This window comes from Vibrio sp. 1731 (assembly GCF_033339955.1).
In the GTDB taxonomy this organism is placed as follows: domain Bacteria; phylum Pseudomonadota; class Gammaproteobacteria; order Enterobacterales; family Vibrionaceae; genus Vibrio; species Vibrio alginolyticus.
On record NZ_JAWOVO010000008.1, the window covers coordinates 17,758 to 36,577 of the forward strand.

General features: G+C 46.4%; 20 protein-coding genes. All 20 read left to right on the plus strand.

The annotated features are described in order from the left end of the window. Positions 1–75: 75 nt before the first annotated feature. On the plus strand, positions 76–579 hold the full coding sequence (fliL, locus tag R7035_RS11055) for a flagellar basal body-associated protein FliL (RefSeq protein WP_005380477.1): 504 nt from the start codon (positions 76–78) through the stop codon (positions 577–579). A gap of 7 nt (positions 580–586) precedes the next feature. Then, entirely contained in the window at positions 587–1,633 is a 1,047-nt protein-coding gene (gene fliM / locus R7035_RS11060; RefSeq protein WP_005380478.1) for a flagellar motor switch protein FliM, read from the plus strand. Positions 1,634–1,691: 58 nt separating this feature from the next. Beyond that, on the plus strand, positions 1,692–2,102 hold the full coding sequence (gene fliN / locus R7035_RS11065; RefSeq protein WP_005380479.1) for a flagellar motor switch protein FliN: 411 nt from the start codon (positions 1,692–1,694) through the stop codon (positions 2,100–2,102). A gap of 1 nt (position 2,103) precedes the next feature. Further along, positions 2,104–2,517 (plus strand): flagellar biosynthetic protein FliO, encoded by a 414-nt coding sequence (gene fliO, locus R7035_RS11070; protein ID WP_169627481.1) that lies wholly within the window; start codon positions 2,104–2,106, stop codon positions 2,515–2,517. After that, positions 2,504–3,373: a flagellar type III secretion system pore protein FliP gene (gene fliP, locus R7035_RS11075; RefSeq protein ID WP_262651791.1), complete on the plus strand. Its 870-nt coding sequence runs from the start codon at positions 2,504–2,506 to the stop codon at positions 3,371–3,373. Before fliO ends, fliP begins: the two co-directional genes overlap by 14 nt. A 24-nt stretch (positions 3,374–3,397) precedes the next feature. Further along, a complete protein-coding gene (gene fliQ, locus R7035_RS11080) occupies positions 3,398–3,667 on the plus strand; it encodes a flagellar biosynthesis protein FliQ (RefSeq protein ID WP_005380488.1) in 270 nt (89 codons plus the stop codon). 8 nt (positions 3,668–3,675) lie between these two features. Beyond that, positions 3,676–4,458, plus strand: coding sequence for a flagellar biosynthetic protein FliR (gene fliR / locus R7035_RS11085; protein WP_005384463.1), 783 nt, complete (start codon positions 3,676–3,678; stop codon positions 4,456–4,458). Between the two features lie 3 nt (positions 4,459–4,461). After that, complete coding sequence (gene flhB, locus R7035_RS11090) at positions 4,462–5,592, plus strand: flagellar biosynthesis protein FlhB (RefSeq protein WP_005380490.1); 1,131 nt, start codon at positions 4,462–4,464, stop codon at positions 5,590–5,592. Positions 5,593–5,802: 210 nt separating this feature from the next. Then, the gene (gene flhA / locus R7035_RS11095; RefSeq protein ID WP_025998722.1) at positions 5,803–7,902 is read left to right on the plus strand and encodes a flagellar biosynthesis protein FlhA; all 2,100 of its coding nucleotides are present in this window, start codon (positions 5,803–5,805) and stop codon (positions 7,900–7,902) included. Positions 7,903–7,930: 28 nt separating this feature from the next. After that, entirely contained in the window at positions 7,931–9,448 is a 1,518-nt protein-coding gene (gene flhF, locus R7035_RS11100) for a flagellar biosynthesis protein FlhF (protein WP_033907111.1), read from the plus strand. Positions 9,449–9,462: 14 nt separating this feature from the next. Next, complete coding sequence (locus R7035_RS11105) at positions 9,463–10,350, plus strand: MinD/ParA family protein (RefSeq protein ID WP_005380498.1); 888 nt, start codon at positions 9,463–9,465, stop codon at positions 10,348–10,350. Then, positions 10,343–11,077: an RNA polymerase sigma factor FliA gene (locus tag R7035_RS11110; RefSeq protein WP_213969101.1), complete on the plus strand. Its 735-nt coding sequence runs from the start codon at positions 10,343–10,345 to the stop codon at positions 11,075–11,077. The genes R7035_RS11105 and R7035_RS11110 overlap by 8 nt, the downstream gene beginning before the upstream one ends. Before the next feature lie 45 nt (positions 11,078–11,122). Next, positions 11,123–11,491: a chemotaxis response regulator CheY gene (gene cheY, locus R7035_RS11115; protein WP_017635949.1), complete on the plus strand. Its 369-nt coding sequence runs from the start codon at positions 11,123–11,125 to the stop codon at positions 11,489–11,491. Between the two features lie 118 nt (positions 11,492–11,609). Next, entirely contained in the window at positions 11,610–12,350 is a 741-nt protein-coding gene (locus tag R7035_RS11120; protein ID WP_005380502.1) for a protein phosphatase CheZ, read from the plus strand. A 9-nt stretch (positions 12,351–12,359) separates the two neighbouring features. Continuing rightward, complete coding sequence (locus tag R7035_RS11125; RefSeq protein WP_262651792.1) at positions 12,360–14,594, plus strand: chemotaxis protein CheA; 2,235 nt, start codon at positions 12,360–12,362, stop codon at positions 14,592–14,594. 29 nt (positions 14,595–14,623) lie between these two features. Next, positions 14,624–15,736, plus strand: coding sequence for a chemotaxis response regulator protein-glutamate methylesterase (locus tag R7035_RS11130; protein ID WP_025767174.1), 1,113 nt, complete (start codon positions 14,624–14,626; stop codon positions 15,734–15,736). 8 nt (positions 15,737–15,744) lie between these two features. After that, the gene (locus R7035_RS11135; RefSeq protein ID WP_256901272.1) at positions 15,745–16,524 is read left to right on the plus strand and encodes a ParA family protein; all 780 of its coding nucleotides are present in this window, start codon (positions 15,745–15,747) and stop codon (positions 16,522–16,524) included. After that, entirely contained in the window at positions 16,514–17,590 is a 1,077-nt protein-coding gene (locus tag R7035_RS11140; RefSeq protein WP_318146131.1) for a chemotaxis protein CheW, read from the plus strand. The genes R7035_RS11135 and R7035_RS11140 overlap by 11 nt, the downstream gene beginning before the upstream one ends. A gap of 35 nt (positions 17,591–17,625) precedes the next feature. Then, positions 17,626–18,120, plus strand: coding sequence for a chemotaxis protein CheW (locus R7035_RS11145; protein WP_005380507.1), 495 nt, complete (start codon positions 17,626–17,628; stop codon positions 18,118–18,120). 13 nt (positions 18,121–18,133) lie between these two features. Continuing rightward, positions 18,134–18,628, plus strand: coding sequence for a DUF2802 domain-containing protein (locus R7035_RS11150; RefSeq protein ID WP_025998721.1), 495 nt, complete (start codon positions 18,134–18,136; stop codon positions 18,626–18,628). Positions 18,629–18,820: the final 192 nt, after the last annotated feature.

An 18,820-nucleotide genomic window follows, 5' to 3' on the forward strand; every position in this document is an offset into this window, starting at 1 on the left:
AACGGCAATGGAATATGGTTACCAAGCAACTCACTAAAACGTCTTGGTAACTCAAAAGAACAATAAGAGACAAGAATGGCAGAAGAACAGTTACAAGGGGCCGATGCGCCGAAAGGAAAAAGCAAGTTACTTATCATCATCATCGCTGTTGTAGTATTACTACTTGGTGGCGGGGCAGCGGCATTTTTTCTAATGGGCTCTGATGAACCTGCTCAGGCTGAATCGTCTCAACAGGCTCAAGTGAAGGCATCGGATGCTGCGCCCATCGCGTATGTGAATCTTCCTCAGGCATTTGTATTTAACGTTACTGGGGATAGCCGCGATAGGCTGGTTCAAATTAAAGCGCAGTTAATGGTTCGCGGTGCAGAAAATGAAGAGTTGGCGCGGTATCATTCGCCACTGATTGAAAGCTCTATGCTATCAACGTTTGCTTCCGCGACGGTTGATCAATTGCGCTCTCCTACAGGACGAGTGGAGTTGCGCGATCGTGCTTCCGAAGATATCAAAGCAGCGCTGAATGCTGCGGTCGGTAAGCCAGTGATTGAAAAAGTACTGTTTACAGATTTTGTTATTCAATAGGTAAAACGTGACCGATCTATTAAGCCAAGACGAAATTGATGCGCTATTGCATGGGGTTGACGATGTTGATGACGTCGATGAACCGATAGAAAACGACACTGAGGGTGCCGTCAATTTTGATTTCTCGTCGCAAGACAGAATCGTACGTGGTCGAATGCCGACGCTCGAACTTATCAACGAGCGCTTTGCACGGCACATGCGTATTAGTCTGTTTAATATGCTGCGTAAAACGGCAGAGGTGTCGATCAATGGCGTGCAGATGATGAAGTTTGGTGAATACCAGAACACATTGTACGTGCCAACCAGTTTGAACATGGTGCGTTTTCGTCCGTTAAAAGGCACTGCGTTGATCACCATGGAGGCTCGTTTAGTCTTTATTCTGGTAGAAAACTTCTTTGGCGGTGATGGTCGATTCCACGCCAAAATCGAAGGCCGCGAATTTACCCCAACGGAACGCCGCATCATTCAGTTGTTACTGAAAATTGTATTTGAAGATTATAAAGAAGCGTGGTCGCCAGTGATGGGGGTAGAGTTCGAATATCTCGACTCTGAAGTAAACCCAAGTATGGCAAACATTGTCAGCCCGACAGAAGTGATTGTCGTGAGTTCCTTCCATATAGAAGTTGACGGCGGTGGCGGCGATTTTCATGTCGTTATGCCTTACTCCATGGTTGAGCCTATCCGTGAACTATTGGATGCAGGTGTTCAGTCCGACAAGATGGAAACGGACGTTCGCTGGAGCTCAGCACTACGTGAAGAGATCATGGATTGTCCGGTTAACTTCCGCGTGAACTTGCTCGAAAAAGACATTTCTTTGCGTGATCTCATGGAGCTGCAACCGGGCGACATCATCCCGATTGAAATGCCAGAACATGCGACGATGTTTGTAGAAGACCTACCGACCTATCGCGTAAAAATGGGTCGTTCGGAAGACAAATTAGCGGTGCAAATTTCTGAGGAAATTGAGCGCCCACATGTCGTCAAAACAGATTTAGCTTTCTTAGGTAAAGACATCATGTCCGAGCTTGAGAGTGAAGACGATATAGACCATTAAGATACCTTATTAAACAGACATGCTATGGCATGAGTAAGGCGTAACACAGGATAGAAAAATGGAACCAAGTGACGATCAAAAGCTAGCAGACGAATGGGCAGCCGCTCTTGGCGAAGACCCGTCTGCCCCTTCTGTAGACGTAGATGAAGTATTGGCTGCGCCACTGGAAGAGCTAAAAGACACTTCAAGCCCAATTAGCGAAGATGAGCGTCGTAAACTCGACACTATTATGGATATCCCGGTGACGATTTCGATGGAAGTCGGTCGTTCTCAAATTAGCATTCGGAACCTGTTGCAGCTTAACCAAGGTTCGGTTGTTGAGTTGGATCGTCTAGCCGGTGAGTCGCTCGACGTATTGGTTAACGGTACTTTGATTGCTCACGGCGAAGTCGTGGTCGTCAACGATAAGTTTGGTATCCGTTTGACGGATGTGATCAGCCAAACTGAACGAATTAAGAAGCTGCGTTAAGATGAGTCGTTCAATCAAAATGCGATTGAAGCAAATCACTGGAGCACTGAGCTTAATGCTAAGTGCTCCTTATGCATTTGCTGCCGCACCAAATAATCTGGATCTTGCGACGACACTTGGCTCGCTTGTGCTTGTAATCGGCGTGATTCTTTTGCTGGCTTGGTTGCTGAAACATATGCAAGTGCCAGCGATGGGACAACAAAAGGGCTTGCGTATAGTGAGTCAGTTGCCAGTGGGTACAAAAGAAAGAATCGCAGTAGTTCAAGTGGGTGAAGAACAGTTTTTGGTTGGGATTACTAGCCAATCGATCCAAACTTTAGCCAAGTTAGATAAGCCACTGAAAGAGGAAGAGTTGGCGACCAATGCTTTTGCGACTCAATTTAGCCAGCTGATCAAAAAACATGACAAAGGGTAATCCAATTCGTTTGCTCCTGAGTACGTTGTTACTTTTTGTCGGCGTGCTGTTTTCTTCATTTACCTTTGCTGAAGCAGAGGAGTCAGCGCTGCCAGATAACTTAGCCGATGGAAGTAGTGTTACAGTTCAGGCTATGCAAAGTGATACTGGTGCTAGCCGTGCTATGTCCGTTTCTAGTGGCGGTGGTATTCCAGCATTCACCATGACCACGAACCCTGATGGCAGTGAAGACTACTCGATTACACTACAAATTTTAGCGTTAATGACCATGCTTGGCTTCTTGCCTGCCATGGTGATTCTGATGACCTCGTTCACTCGAATTGTGGTGGTGATGTCGATATTGCGTCAGGCAATGGGTTTGCAACAAACGCCTTCTAATCAGGTTATTATTGGTATTGCGCTGTTTTTGACCTTTTTTGTTATGTCTCCTGTCCTGAACGAAATCAACGACAAAGCTGTTCAACCTTATTTGAACGAGCAAGTTACGGCGCGAGAAGCGTTTGATGCAGCACAAGCGCCAATGAAAGCATTTATGCTTAAGCAGACCCGAATCAAAGATTTGGAGACGTTCGTAACCATGTCTGGAGAGCAAGTCGAGAATCCAGAAGATGTGTCGATGGCGGTGTTGATTCCGGCTTTTATCACCTCAGAGCTAAAAACTGCATTCCAAATTGGCTTTATGCTCTTCTTGCCGTTTTTGATTATTGACCTTGTAGTCGCTTCGGTACTGATGGCAATGGGTATGATGATGTTGTCACCAATGATTGTTTCGTTGCCGTTCAAGTTGATGTTGTTCGTATTGGTCGATGGTTGGAACTTGATACTCTCGACACTTGCGGGCAGCTTTGCCCTTTAGATAAGCGCAGATAGAGGATAAGACATGACACCAGAAATGTTTGTCGAGCTTTTCCGTGAAGCACTTTGGATGGTGCTTATCATGGTCTGCGCCATTATCATCCCAAGCTTGCTTATCGGCCTTGTAGTTGCGATTTTTCAAGCTGCGACATCCATCAACGAACAAACATTGAGCTTCTTACCGCGTTTGATTGTCACGCTTTTGGCCCTGATGCTGTTTGGGCATTGGATGACGCAAATGTTGATGGAATATTTCTATGGCTTGATTGAACGCTTACCTCAGGTGCTTTATTAGAGGCGCCTATGGAGTACCCCACTAGCGTTGTCTTAGATTGGATCGCAAACTACTTCTGGCCCTATGTTCGTATCTCATCCATGTTGATGGTGATGACAGTAACCGGGGCCCGATTTGTTTCGCCAAGAATCCGCCTTTACCTCGGTTTAGCCATCACTTTCGCTGTCATGCCAGCCATCCCCGCCGTACCTCAAGACATTGAGCTACTCTCGTTTCGTGGTTTCATGACCATTGCCGAGCAAATGATCATCGGCATAGCGATGGGTATGGTTACTCAATTTATGATTCAAACCTTTGTCCTGCTGGGTCAAATATTGGGTATGCAATCAAGTTTGGGCTTTGCTTCTATGGTTGATCCTGCAAATGGTCAGAACACGCCATTGCTTGGTCAGTTATTCATGTTCTTAACGACAATGTTTTTTCTTGCCACCGATGGACACTTAAAAATGCTGCAATTGGTGGTGTTCAGTTTCAAAACTTTGCCGATTGGCTCCGGCTCGCTCAACGCGGTTGATTTCCGTGAAATGGCAGGCTGGCTTGGTATTATGTTCCAAACGGCACTGAGTATGTCTCTATCTGGCATTATTGCGCTACTGACCATTAACTTGTCGTTTGGTGTAATGACCCGTGCCGCACCACAGCTGAATATCTTCTCGCTTGGTTTTGCTTTTGCTTTGATGGTGGGTCTATTACTTTGTTGGTACATACTGGCTGGTCTATACAGTCATTATGAAATGTTCTGGACAGTGGGTGAGGCGCAGATTTGTCGGCTTATTCGCTTGGAGTGCTAAGATTTGGCAGAATCAGACGGTCAGGAACGCACCGAAGAAGCCACGCCCCGACGGTTACAACAAGCCAGAGAAAAGGGGCAGGTCGCTCGATCTAAAGAGCTCGCATCAGCATCTGTGCTGATCGTTGGCGCCATTTCATTGATGTGGTTTGGCGAGGCGTTAGCACGTTCATTGTTTTCCATCATGAGCCGTTTATTTGATCTTCAACGAGAAGAGATTTTCGATACTGCAAAACTGTTTGATATCGCTTTGGGCGCGATGAGTGATTTGTTGTTCCCACTATTTTTGGTGTTAGCGACATTGTTTACCGCCGCCATGATTGGAGCAGCAGGTGTGGGAGGAATCAGTTTTTCTGCCCAAGCGGCCATGCCCAAGCTGTCGAAAATGAATCCGCTTAGCGGCTTAAAGCGAATGGTTGGAATGCAAAGCTGGGTAGAGTTGATCAAATCAATCCTTAAAGTGGTTCTGGTCACTGGTGTCGCCATCTATTTGATCCAAGCATCGCAGGCCGATCTGATTCAATTGAGCATGGATGTGTATCCGCAAAACATCTTCCATGCTTTAGATATTTTGCTGAACTTTATTTTGCTGATCAGTTGCTCGCTATTGATTGTGGTTGCCATCGATATTCCATTTCAAATCTGGCAGCACGCCGATCAGTTAAAAATGACCAAGCAAGAAGTCAAAGACGAATACAAAGAGACTGAAGGTAAGCCGGAAGTGAAAGGCCGTATTCGTATGTTGCAAAGGGAAGCGGCTCAACGTCGAATGATGGCGGATGTTCCTCAAGCTGATGTTATTGTTACTAACCCTGAGCACTTCTCGGTAGCGCTTCGTTATAAGCAGAAGACAGACCGTGCGCCAGTCGTGATCGCTAAAGGTACTGACCACATGGCGATGAAGATTCGAGAAGTCGCCCGCGAACATGACATTACGATTGTGCCCGCACCACCTTTGGCTCGTGCGTTGTACCACACGACAGAGCTCGAGCAAGAGATCCCCGATGGGTTATTTACTGCCGTCGCTCAGGTTTTGGCATTTGTATTCCAATTGAAGCAATACCGAAAACGAGGTGGACAGCGCCCGAAAATTCAAGATTATGATTTGCCAATCCCGCCCGAGCACCGTCATTGATACGAAAAGCGGTAAAGCCTTAAAAAAGCTCGTTTGATCAAAAGCTAAGCTCTATTTGAGTGTTTAGTCATTATTTTGGCGCTAATTATGGTACATAGATTGCTTAAAACGCTTTAATTATCAACCCTACCTAAACTTTTAGGCTAAAGCGGTCGCGTATTAATAGTAAGAGCTTACGTGACGCTTCAATCGATTGAGATCTCTCGCAGTATGAAGTTAAGCCTGCCGTTTGCAGATAAATTGCCACGAATCCCTCAACGTGAAATGCCAGCTATTGGTGCTCCGGTGATGGTTTTGGCCACCCTAGCGATGGTGGTACTGCCGATTCCAGCATTTTTGCTGGATATGTTCTTCACCTTTAACATCGCGCTGTCGATGGTGGTGTTGTTAGTGACCGTTTACACACGTCGCCCTTTGGACTTCGCTGCTTTTCCAACGGTATTGCTGATCGCCACGTTGCTCCGCTTGGCTTTGAACGTTGCCTCGACTCGTGTCGTCTTACTGCATGGTCATGAAGGCGGTAATGCGGCAGGTAACGTAATTGAGGCGTTCGGTAACGTCGTTATTGGTGGTAACTACGCGGTCGGCCTAGTGGTTTTCCTCATCTTAATGATCATCAACTTTATGGTGGTGACCAAAGGTGCGGGTCGTATCTCTGAGGTAAGTGCTCGCTTTACGCTTGATGCGTTGCCGGGTAAGCAAATGGCGATTGATGCGGACTTGAATGCCGGATTGATAGACCAAGAGCAGGCAAGAGTTCGTCGTTTTGAAGTGACCAAAGAAGCGGATTTCTATGGCTCGATGGATGGTGCCTCGAAGTTCGTAAAAGGTGACGCGATTGCCGGTATTTTGATTCTGTTTATCAACATCGTCGGCGGTCTGTCGATCGGTATGGCGCAGTATGGATTGGGTTTCGGTGAAGCGATTGAAATCTATACCTTACTGACAATCGGTGATGGTTTGGTCGCACAAATCCCATCGCTATTGCTGTCAATTGCAGCGGCAATGATGGTGACACGCCAAAACACCGATGAAGACATGGGTGAACAACTGGTCTTCCAGATGTTCGACAACCCAAAAGCGCTGATGATTACTGCGGCTATTCTTGGTGTGATGGGCATCGTACCGGGCATGCCACACTTTGCGTTTTTGAGCCTGGCAGTCGCGGCCGGTGCAGCGGCATATTTCATCGACAAACGGCAGAAGCAGAAAGCGAAAGAGCCCGCTTTACCAGCAACAGCAGACGAAGGTACAGAACCTTCCTCACAGCGCGAACTGTCTTGGGATGACGTCCAGCCAGTCGATATTATTGGCTTGGAAGTCGGTTATCGCTTAATCCCTTTGGTGGACAGAGACCAAGGTGGGGAACTGCTAGAGCGCGTAAAAGGCGTGCGTAAAAAGTTATCGCAAGATTTTGGGTTCCTAATTCCAGCGGTTCATATTCGTGACAATCTTGAGCTGACCCCAAACAGTTACCGAATTACATTGATGGGGGTTGCGGTGGGCGAAGCAGAGATTCGTCCGGATCAAGAGCTAGCGATTAACCCAGGTCAGGTGTATGGCATGATTGATGGTGAGCCAACCATTGACCCTGCTTTTGGACTGGAAGCCGTATGGATCCGAGAAGATCAGCGTGAGCACGCGCAGGCTCTGGGTTATACGGTTGTTGATTCATCAACGGTATTAGCGACGCACCTAAGCCAGCTATTGACCAACAACGCATCACAGCTAATTGGTCATGAAGAAGTAGAGAATTTATTAGAAATGTTGGGACGCAGCGCGCCTAAGTTAGTCGAGAACTTTGTTCCTGACCAATTACCATTAGGTGTGGTGGTGAAAGTCCTACAAAACTTGTTAAACGAGGCCATTCCAATCCGCGATATTCGCACGATTGTTCAAACTTTGGCTGAGTACTCAAGTAAGAGTCAAGAAGCTGACATATTGACGGCAGCAGTTCGAATTAGTCTTAAACGTCTAATTGTTCAAGAAATCAATGGTATAGAGCCTGAGTTACCAGTGATTACTTTGATACCTGAACTGGAACAAATATTGCATCAAACTATGCAAGCATCAGGAGGCGAATCCGCGGGGATTGAACCGGGACTCGCTGAGCGATTGCAGTCTTCACTAAGCCAAGCGACACAGGAACAAGAACTGAAAGGCGAACCTGCCGTTCTACTTACTTCTGGTGTATTACGCTCGACGTTGGCGAAATTTGTGAAGAACACAATACCTAATCTCCGGGTACTGTCTTACCAAGAAATCCCGGATGAAAAACAGATCAGAATTGTGCAAGCCGTGGGTAACTGATCTCACGCATCATTAATGGATTCATAGTTTGAAAATAAAGCGATTTTTTGCCAAAGACATGAGAACGGCGCTGCTCCAAGTGAAAGAGGAGTTAGGCGCGGAAGCGGTGATCATGTCAAACAAGAAAGTGGCTGGTGGAGTAGCGATTGTTGCGGCGATAGATAGTGAATCTAATCCGTCTCAAGCAAGCGCAGCGTCACAGCAAAATCGCGGTGCTTCTCAATCGAATCGCTATAACGAACATCGTCAAATGTCATCGTCTTCTGCTGATCGTTACCAAGATCGTCATTTAGATGAAGATAAAATTAGCCTGAACAGTAATAACAGTAACAATGAAAAAACAGGCTCAATGACGCAGCGATTCGCTAATATGCTTAAGCAATATAGCGGTGGTGCAGCAGATGCTGACGATCACGTAGCGGAAAATGAAGATTCGCTCTCTGCTTTGCTGCAACGCCAAAATAAGCATCGCGACGGCTACAACCAAGAAAAGCCAGCGCCATATCAACCAGATTCACCTTTGGCGAAGCTAATCGCACAGGACAATCGATTTGAACGTCCGACGCCCAAGCTGGACCCGACGCGATATGACCGACGTCGCCCAAGTGATGAGCGTGACGAATCGGCCGATGAGCTAGAAAGCATGCGCGAAGAGATGACGTCAATTCGTCGTCTGTTGGAGCACCAAGTTTCTGGCCTGATGTGGCAAGAAGTAGAACGCCGTGAGCCGCTAAGAGCTATGCTGATTAAGCGCTTAGAGCGAATGGGCGTTTCTCCGGAGTTAGCGGACCAGATGGCCTGTTATATCCCGGAAGATACAAAGCCAGCGCGAGCGTGGAAAGCGTTATTGTCGCTGGTGGCGGATCAAATCAATATTCCTAAACAGGACATTTTAAAACGTGGTGGCGTAGTCGCATTGTTGGGTCCGACTGGGGTTGGGAAAACAACAACCGTAGCGAAACTCGCAGCACGCGCAGCCATGGAATACGGTGCCGACAATGTGGCCCTTGTGACAACAGATACATATCGCATAGGTGCACATGAGCAACTCTCAATTTACGGAAGAATCATGGGTTGTCCCGTAAGAGTTGCTAAAGATTCTAACGAGTTAGCCGATGTTATATATCAGCTAAGAAACAGAAGACTGATTTTGGTCGATACGGCAGGGATGGGGCAACGAGATGTGAGGCTTTCCGAGCAGCTCGACACTCTAATGCAAGAGAGCGGAGAAGTGATTCACAGCTACCTTGTTTTGCCGGCTACCGCACAACGTCGTGTTCTACAAGAAACGCTGGATCACTTCCGACGTATACCACTTTCGGGTTGTATTATGACGAAGCTTGATGAGTCATTAAGCCTAGGCGAATTCATCAGTGTAGTGATTCAAAACGCAATGCCAGTAGCTTACATCGCTAATGGTCAGCGCGTACCAGAAGACATTGTGATAGCGCAACCAAAATATATGCTTGCGAAAGCAAATGAACTGTTAGAGAAGTCGACAGAGAACGAACCTCACTTTTGGAACAGTGACAGTGAAGGACTCTAAGGCGGCGGACTACTATGACTGAGAATATGATACACGATCAAGCAAGCGGCCTCCGTCGCTTAACACAACCATCGTTGACCAAAGTGATTGCTGTTACTGGCGGCAAAGGTGGTGTGGGGAAATCAAACGTAACACTGGGTCTGGCGATTTGTATGGCTCGCCAAGGCAAGAAGGTGATGGTTCTCGACGCTGATTTAGGTCTGGCCAATGTGGACGTGATGCTCGGAATTCGTGCAAAACGTAATCTAGGACATGTCTTAGCGGGTGAATGTGAGCTAAAAGATGCGATTGTCGAAGGGCCTTATGGTATAAAGATAATTCCTGCAACTTCTGGCACACAGAGCATGACAGAGCTTTCTCACGCTCAGCATGCTGGACTCATTCGAGCATTTGGTAGTCTTGAAGACGAAATGGATGTCCTGCTGATTGATACCGCTGCTGGTATCTCTGACATGGTAATCAGTTTTTCGCGAGCAGCTCAAGATGTGGTTGTAGTTGTGTGTGATGAACCGACGTCAATCACAGATGCCTATGCATTAATCAAGCTGTTGAGTAAAGAACACCAAGTTCAACGCTTTAAAGTTGTAGCAAATATGGTCAGAAGCTACCGTGAAGGGCGAGAATTGTTTGCAAAGTTGACACTAGTCACAGAGCGATTCTTGAATGTTAGCCTTGAACTCGTAGCATGTATTCCATTAGATGATAAAGTACGACAGGCTGTAAAAAGACAAAAAATTGTCGTTGATGCGTTCCCACGCTCGCCTGCTGCTTTAGCTATCAGCTCACTAGCAAACAAAGCGTTGACGTGGCCACTACCGAAAACACCAAGTGGACACTTGGAATTTTTTGTGGAAAGGTTGCTAAATCGTACCGAATTCGCAGAGGACCCTTTTGGTGAATAAAGCGATAACCTATGACCAACATGGCAAATTTAATAGCCAGCAGGCGTTCATTGAACGTTATTCAGTGTTGGTTAAGCGCATTGCTCACCACCTACTAGGCCGTTTACCGCCGAGTGTTCAGGTAGAGGATTTAATTCAGGCCGGCATGATCGGTCTTATCGAAGCTCAGCAGAATTATGATGGTTCTAAAGGTGCGAGCTTTGAAACTTATGCAGGTATCCGTATTCGTGGCGCAATGTTAGATGACATGCGTAAAGGCGATTGGGTACCGCGTTCTGTTCATAAAAATAATCGAGAGATTAACCAAGCGATTGCGGAGCTGGAAGGCGAATTAAATCGAGATCCTACTGATTCTGAAGTAGCCACGCATCTCGGTATGACACTGGATCAATATCATAGTGCTCTTACCGATATCAACTGCTCAAAATTAGTCGGTATTGAAGATTTAGGCGTTTCTGATGATGTGATTTCACCGGCGGATGAAACCGATGACAGCAACCCATTCAAAAGGGTAGTTGATGAATCATTTCGAAAAGCACTGGTTGAATCAATAAAACAGCTTCCAGAGCGTGAAGCTTTGGTTCTTTCGCTTTATTATGATGAAGAACTCAATTTGAAAGAAATTGGCGATGTGTTAGGCGTAAGCGAATCTCGCGTAAGTCAAATACTGAGTCAAGCGATGCAACGTTTACGTACCAAGCTCAGTGCGTGGACACAAAATGACTAAAAACACTGATTTTACGATTCAGTGGAGGCAATTTTGAATAAAAACATGAAGATCCTTATTGTTGATGATTTCTCAACAATGCGCCGTATTGTTAAAAACCTGCTTCGTGACTTGGGTTTCAATAACACTCAAGAAGCGGACGATGGTTTAACCGCATTACCAATGCTGAAAAAAGGTGACTTCGATTTTGTTGTAACTGACTGGAACATGCCAGGTATGCAAGGCATCGATTTGCTTAAACACATCCGCGCGGATGCAGAACTTAAGCATCTGCCAGTTCTAATGATCACGGCTGAAGCGAAGCGTGAGCAGATCATTGAAGCTGCTCAAGCAGGTGTAAACGGCTACATTGTTAAGCCATTTACTGCTGCAACATTAAAAGAAAAATTAGATAAAATTTTCGAGCGTTTATAACTCTCTCTTTCTCTTTGTTATTCGAGTCATTCATACCAATTATTAAATACCTATTAAATGACTCGTTTAGCGTTTTCAAAGTGATAAGAAGAACTAAACGTAAAAGGGTCTATTCAGAATGATCTCACTAGAGCAGGCGAAGTCACTCGTTCAAATGCTAGAAAACGGGGAACAAGACCAAGCCAATATGCTTGTTGCCTCGATCTACGAAGGTGCCGATAACCCAATGCTGCAAGAAATTGGAGCGTTAACTCGAGACCTTCACGAATCACTCAAGCAGTTCAGTCTCGATCAGCGCATGACCGAAATTGCGAAAGACGAAATCCCTAACGCTAGGGATCGTCTCAATTATGTGATCGAGAAGACAGAGCTTGCAGCCAACAAAACAATGGATGCGGTCGACTGCTGCCTTCCTATCGCTGACAACCTGCATGATTGCCTTCTAAAAGTTCGTCCTCAATGGAATGAACTCATGCACGGGCGCATAGAATTAAGCGAGTTTAAAGCACTGTGCCACCGAATCGACGGGCTATTAGTGCAAGTCGAAGGTGACAGCACTGAATTGCGCGGCCAGTTGACCGAAATTCTCATGGCGCAAGACTTCCAAGACCTAACTGGCCAAATCATTCGCCGCGTAATTACGTTGGTTAATGAAGTAGAAGGCCGCTTAGTGGAAATCCTAACCGTATTCTCTGGAAATAAACTCGAAGAACACATTCAAGTTTTGTCAGAACCGGCAGATAAAAAGAATACACAAACAAGCGAAGCCGAAGGCCCGATTCTTCATCCAGAACTGAGAGAAGATGCGGTTTCATCGCAGGACGAAGTCGATGACTTGTTGTCCAGTCTTGGATTTTAAAGGTAACGTATGAGCTACGATTTAGACGAAGATATTCTTCAGGACTTTCTCATTGAGGCTGGGGAAATTCTCGAGCTGCTTTCTGAGCAGTTGGTTGAATTGGAAAATAACCCAGAAGACAAAGACTTACTTAATGCTATTTTCCGCGGGTTTCATACCGTAAAAGGCGGTGCCGGCTTCCTTTCATTGGCAGAGCTAGTCGATACTTGTCATGGTGCGGAGAACGTGTTCGACGTTTTACGAAACGGTCAACGCACGGTAACGCAAAACTTAATGGATACGATGCTAAAAGCCTTGGATACGGTTAATACCCAGTTCCAGGCTGTTCAAGATCGTGAGCCGTTAGAAGCTGCGGACCCTGAGCTTCTTGAAGAACTTCATCGTCTATGCAAACCTGAGTCAGAAGATGAAGTAGCGGCAACCGTAGTTGAAGAACCAGTGGCTACTCCAGAACCTATTATTCCCGATCCTATCATCGAAGAACCTGCTGCACCGTCAGCACCATCAAGTGTCGGCTCTGTTGATGAAATTACCCAAGACGAATTCGAAAAGCTATTGGATGAGCTTCATGGTAAAGGTTCAGCGCCAGGCAACTCAATGTCTGCGACACCTACAACGCCATCTGAACCGCCTCAATCGAGTGCACCATCAGTTGAAAGTGGTGATATCACTGATGATGAGTTTGAACGTTTACTCGATGAACTGCACGGTGTAGGAAAAAGCCCTTCTACGGCAGAGGCTGCTGCATCTGTACCAGTAGAGCCACCTAAAGCGGCAGAGCCTTCCGCTCCAGTGGCATCTTCATCAAATCAAGACAGTGACTTAATGACGGACGAAGAGTTCGAAAAGTTACTCGATGAGCTACATGGTTCAGGTAAAGGTCCAACGCTAGAAGAATTGGACATGGCAACGAAGCCTGCTTCAGCAAACGTAGAGCAAAGCCCTGCGAAACCTGAGCCTGTTGCTAAGCCAGCACCTGTTCAAGCAGCGCCAGCACCAAAGCCAGAATCTAAACCAGTCGCGGTAAAAGAAGAAGCCAAAGCACCAGCGGTTAAAAAACCTCAGGCTGAAGCAACCGTTCGTGTTGATACCTCGACGCTTGATACCATCATGAACATGGTGGGTGAGCTCGTATTGGTGCGTAACCGTCTACTAAGCCTTGGTTTGAATAGCGACAACGAAGAGATGTCCAAAGCGGTCGCTAACCTTGATGTGGTAACTGCGGATCTACAAGGCGCGGTAATGAAAACGCGTATGCAGCCAATTAAGAAAGTGTTTGGCCGTTTCCCACGCGTTGTCCGTGACTTGGCTCGTAACCTAAATAAAGACATCGTGCTAGAAATGCGCGGTGAAGAAACCGATCTCGATAAAAACCTTGTAGAAGCATTGGCCGATCCGTTGATTCACTTGGTGCGTAACTCGGTTGATCACGGTATTGAAATGCCAGACGCACGCGCGAAGGCAGGCAAATCACGCACAGGTAAAGTGATTTTGTCAGCATCGCAAGAAGGGGACCATATTGAACTATCCATCGTAGATGATGGTGGCGGTATGGACCCGAACAAACTGCGTGGCATCGCGGTGAAGCGTGGCATGATGGATGAAGATGCGGCGGCACGTTTAACAGATAAAGAGTGCTTCAACCTTATCTTCGCACCTGGCTTCTCAAGTAAAGATAAAATTTCTGACATTTCTGGTCGTGGTGTGGGTATGGACGTGGTTAAGACGGCGATCAATACCTTAAACGGTTCAATCGATATCGATTCTGAGCTAGGCAAGGGCACTAAGATTACGATCAAAGTACCACTAACGTTAGCGATTTTACCGACTCTGATGGTTGGTGTTGGCGGTCATCCGTTTGCTCTACCACTGGCTTCGGTGAGTGAAATTTTCCACTTAGATCTTAGCCGTACAAACGTGGTAGATGGTCAGCTGACGATCATTGTACGTGAGAAATCTATCCCGCTATTTTACTTACAAAACTGGTTAGCATCCAAATCGCAAAACGTCCAAGAGCGTACTGGTCACGGTCACGTGGTGATTGTACAGATTGGTAACCAACGCGTTGGTTTTGTTGTGGATACGCTTATTGGTCAAGAAGAAGTGGTTATTAAGCCACTCGATAATCTATTACAGGGCACTCCAGGTATGGCTGGTGCGACAATTACTAGCGATGGCCATATTGCATTAATTCTAGATGTGCCTGATTTACTTAAGCGATATGCTGCGGCTTCACGCCTTTAAGCAAAGCTGACGTTATTAAAAGGAATAAGATGGCGATTAAAGTACTAGTCGTTGATGATTCGAGTTTTTTCCGACGTCGCGTGAGCGAAATCATCAACTCAGAATCGCGCCTAGAAGTGATTGACGTTGCGGTAAATGGTAGAGAGGCGGTTGAGAAAGCCAAATCTCTCAAACCTGACGTCATCACGATGGATATTGAAATGCCAGTGATGGATGGCATTACAGCTGTACGTGAAATAATGGCCGCTGCTCCAACGCCAATTCTAATGTTTTCGTCCCTGACCCACGACGGGGCGAAAGCTACGCTTGATGCGCTAGATGCGGGCGCATTGGACTTCTTACCGAAAAAGTTTGAGGACATTGCGCGTAACCGTGAAGAAGCGGTGTCATTACTTCAACAGCGTGTGATTCAGATTGCCTCGAAGCGCGCTTTCATGCGTCGACCTATCGCTCGCCCAACAGCGAGTACCAGCACGACTACTCGATCATTAGGTTCAAGAACGGCTTCACCTGTGACTCCAACACCAACTCGACCTGCTGCGACAAAGTACCGTGCTTCTGGTAAGAAGTATCAACTGACGGCAATTGGCACATCAACAGGTGGCCCCGTTGCTCTACAAAAAATTCTGACGCGCTTGCCGATGAACTATCCGCATCCGATTGTATTGATTCAACACATGCCAGCAACGTTTACTGCTGCGTTTGCCAGTCGTTTGAACACCTTGTGTAAGATTCAAGTGAAAGAAGCACAAGATGGCGATGTGTTACAGCCCGGTGTGGCATACCTTGCACCAGGTGGGAAACAAATGATGGTGGATGGACGAGCGGGCGCTGCTCGTCTTCGCATTATTGATGGCGGCGATCGCATGAACTACAAACCATGTGTGGATGTGACTTTTGGTTCTGCCGCAAAAGTATATGGCGACAAAGTGCTCTCTTTAGTGTTGACAGGCATGGGTGCAGACGGTCGTGAGGGCGCTCGCATGTTGAAGTCTGCAGGCTCAACTATTTGGGCACAAGATGAAGAAAGTTGTGTTGTTTATGGCATGCCCCAAGCGGTTGCTAAAGCAGGCATTTCTTCAGAAGATTTACCGCTTGACCGCATCGCTGAACGCATGTTGGTGGAAGTTGGCCTAGCTTAGGATTCATCATGATTGTTTGGAGTGTAGCTAACCAGAAAGGAGGCGTGGGTAAAACCACCTCAACAGTGACATTGGCGGGCTTATTGAGCCAGAAAGGCCATCGAGTATTGATGGTTGATACTGATCCTCACGCCTCACTGACTACTTATCTCGGTTATGATCCTGATGCAGTAACTTCGAGCCTATTTGATTTATTCCAGTTGAAGACGTTTTCTCGTGAGACGGTTAAACCGTTGATTTTAGAAACAGAGCTGGAAGGAATGGATATCATTCCCGCGCATATGTCCCTTGCCACGCTTGATCGCGTAATGGGTAATCGCAGTGGTATGGGATTAATCTTAAAACGGGCGCTGCAAACTGTCTCACAAGACTATGACTATGTGTTGATTGACTGTCCGCCAATCCTTGGCGTGATGATGGTGAACGCGTTGGCAGCCAGTGACCGAATTTTGATTCCTGTTCAAACAGAGTTTTTGGCAATGAAAGGTCTAGAGCGCATGATGCGTACGCTAACCATTATGCAAAAATCTCGCCCGGGCTGTTTCAAAGTGACTATCGTCCCAACCATGTACGATAAGCGCACGAAAGCGTCATTGCAGACATTGATGCAACTGAAAAAAGATTACCCAAATCAAGTGTGGACCTCAGCGGTGCCTATTGATACCAAGTTCCGCGATGCCAGTTTAAAGCACTTGCCAGCTTCGCATTTTGCATCTGGTAGCCGTGGTGTGTTTGCCTATAAACAGCTACTGATTTACCTGGAGAGGTTGGCGTTCGATGAGCAGTAATGATGTGCTGTCCAGTGAACAAGCACTTGATGACTACTTTAATGCATTACTGGATGATGAAACTGAAATAACGACTCTTGAGGAAGACCTTGACCTGTTGGCTCAAGAGGTATCATCTGCAGAGCCAGAGCCAGAGCCAGAGCCAGAGCCAGAGCCAGAGCCAGAGCCAGAGCCAGAGCCAGAGCCAGAGCCAGAGCCAGAATTGCAGTTACAATACCCGGAGCCAGAAACGTACCAGTTTCAAGAAACATATCCGCCAGAGTTGGAAGCTCCAAACCTGGAAGATGTTCAAAGGCTATTAAGTCAGCTTGAAGCAAGCAACCCAGTGGCTGAGTTGGATATTGATAGTATTCTTGAACAAAATACGATTGATATTGCAGCAGAGATAAAAGCGGCTGAGCCTGAGGTACAAACCTTTAGTGAGGTGCCTGAGCTTCAGGGTGTTGCGGAAATACAGGACTGGGTGATTGATGAGCCAGTTTTTGAGGAAGCTCAACCAGAGGTGGATGAACCTCACGCAGTGATCGAACAAAGTATCAATATAGAATCGAACGTCGATACTGAACTCGAAACACAAGCAGATTCCGATATACCAACGGTCTGGGAAAGCACGAAGCGAAGTGAGGACTTCCAAGTTCTTTACTTTGATGTGAATGGTGTCACGTTTGCTGTACCTCTTGATGAGTTAGGTGGTATTCATCGCATTAGCGAGCTTAACCATTTGATAGGAAAACCCGCCTGGTATTTGGGGCTACAAACAAATCGCGAGCAACAGTTTGATGTCGTCGATACCGCGAAATGGGTGATGGCAGATAAGCTTCGTGATGATAGCTATAAAGATAACTACCAATATGTCGTCATGCTTGGTGAGAGCATGTGGGGGTTGGCCAGTAACCAATTAATTGGGACTGAAACGCTTAATATCGACAAGGTTCGCTGGCGTGAGCAGGCGGGTAAACGCCCTTGGCTAGCGGGCATGGTAAAAGAAAAAATGTGTGCCTTAATTCATGTCCAGGCACTCATTGACATGCTAAACGCCGGTTTAGATGTCAAATCACTGAATTAGATTTAAGTCGGGAACGACATTAACGAGGATTAACTATGTCTCAAGCTTTTGAAGTAGAAGTGAAGAAAGATGCATCGAATGACGAAGTTCTTCAGTGGGTGACGTTCCAGCTAGAAGAAGAAACGTACGGCATCAACGTAATGCAAGTTCGTGAAGTACTTCGTTATACTGAAATTGCCCCTGTTCCAGGTGCACCAGATTATGTACTTGGTATCATCAACCTACGCGGTAATGTAGTTACTGTTATCGATACACGTTCACGTTTTGGCCTGATGGAAGGCGAAGTCACCGACAACACTCGTATTATTGTGATCGAGTCTGAGCGTCAAGTGATTGGTATCTTAGTCGATAGCGTGGCAGAAGTCGTTTATCTGCGTTCTTCTGAAATTGATACGACGCCTTCAGTTGGTACCGACGAGAGTGCGAAGTTCATCCAGGGTGTGAGCAACCGTGACGGCAAGCTTCTTATCCTTGTGGATTTGAACAAGCTGCTAACAGATGACGAGTGGGACGAGATGGCTCACCTTTAATGGCTGAATGATGATGGCTGAAGAGACTCTTTTATCTGCTCCATTCCTTGCGGGTGGCGTCGCTTTTATCGTGTTAGTATTGGTTGTTTTGCAACTGCGGATTCGCTCGGGGTTACAAAAGCAGTTAGACCAACAACGAGCTCAATCTCGACACGCAGATAAAGAAGTGCAAAAGTTGAGTAAGCAGTTACTCGAAGTGCGCTCGGTTGTCGTTGGTCTTGGACAAAAAGTGACGGAGCAACAAGACATTATTCAGCACTTAAACGAGAGAATTCGCGAACTCGAACACGCTGATACTGATGGTCGCTTGTATAGTCGTGCTTCTAAAATGGTACAGCTTGGCGCTGATATCAACGAGCTGATTGAAGAGTGCGAACTACCAAAAGCCGAAGCTGAGTTGATGCTTTCACTGCAGAAGAAACTGGCGGGGAAAGAGAAGATTCCACCATTAAGTGGTCAGCCATCAGATGACGCAGAATATCCAGCGCGTGGACGTCGTCGACGCTAAAGGTTATCAAGCGATAAAAAAGAGGCGTTATTACGCCTCTTTTTTTGTTTTTAGCCGCTAATGCTCTTCTTAAATACAACCCTAGATAACCTTCAGTCGATCTTGCTCTTAGCTCTGGCCTCTCAAATTCAAAATGAGCGCTTATAACTACTTATAGTTAATTTTATTAAAGTGTGATGATTAATTAACAAA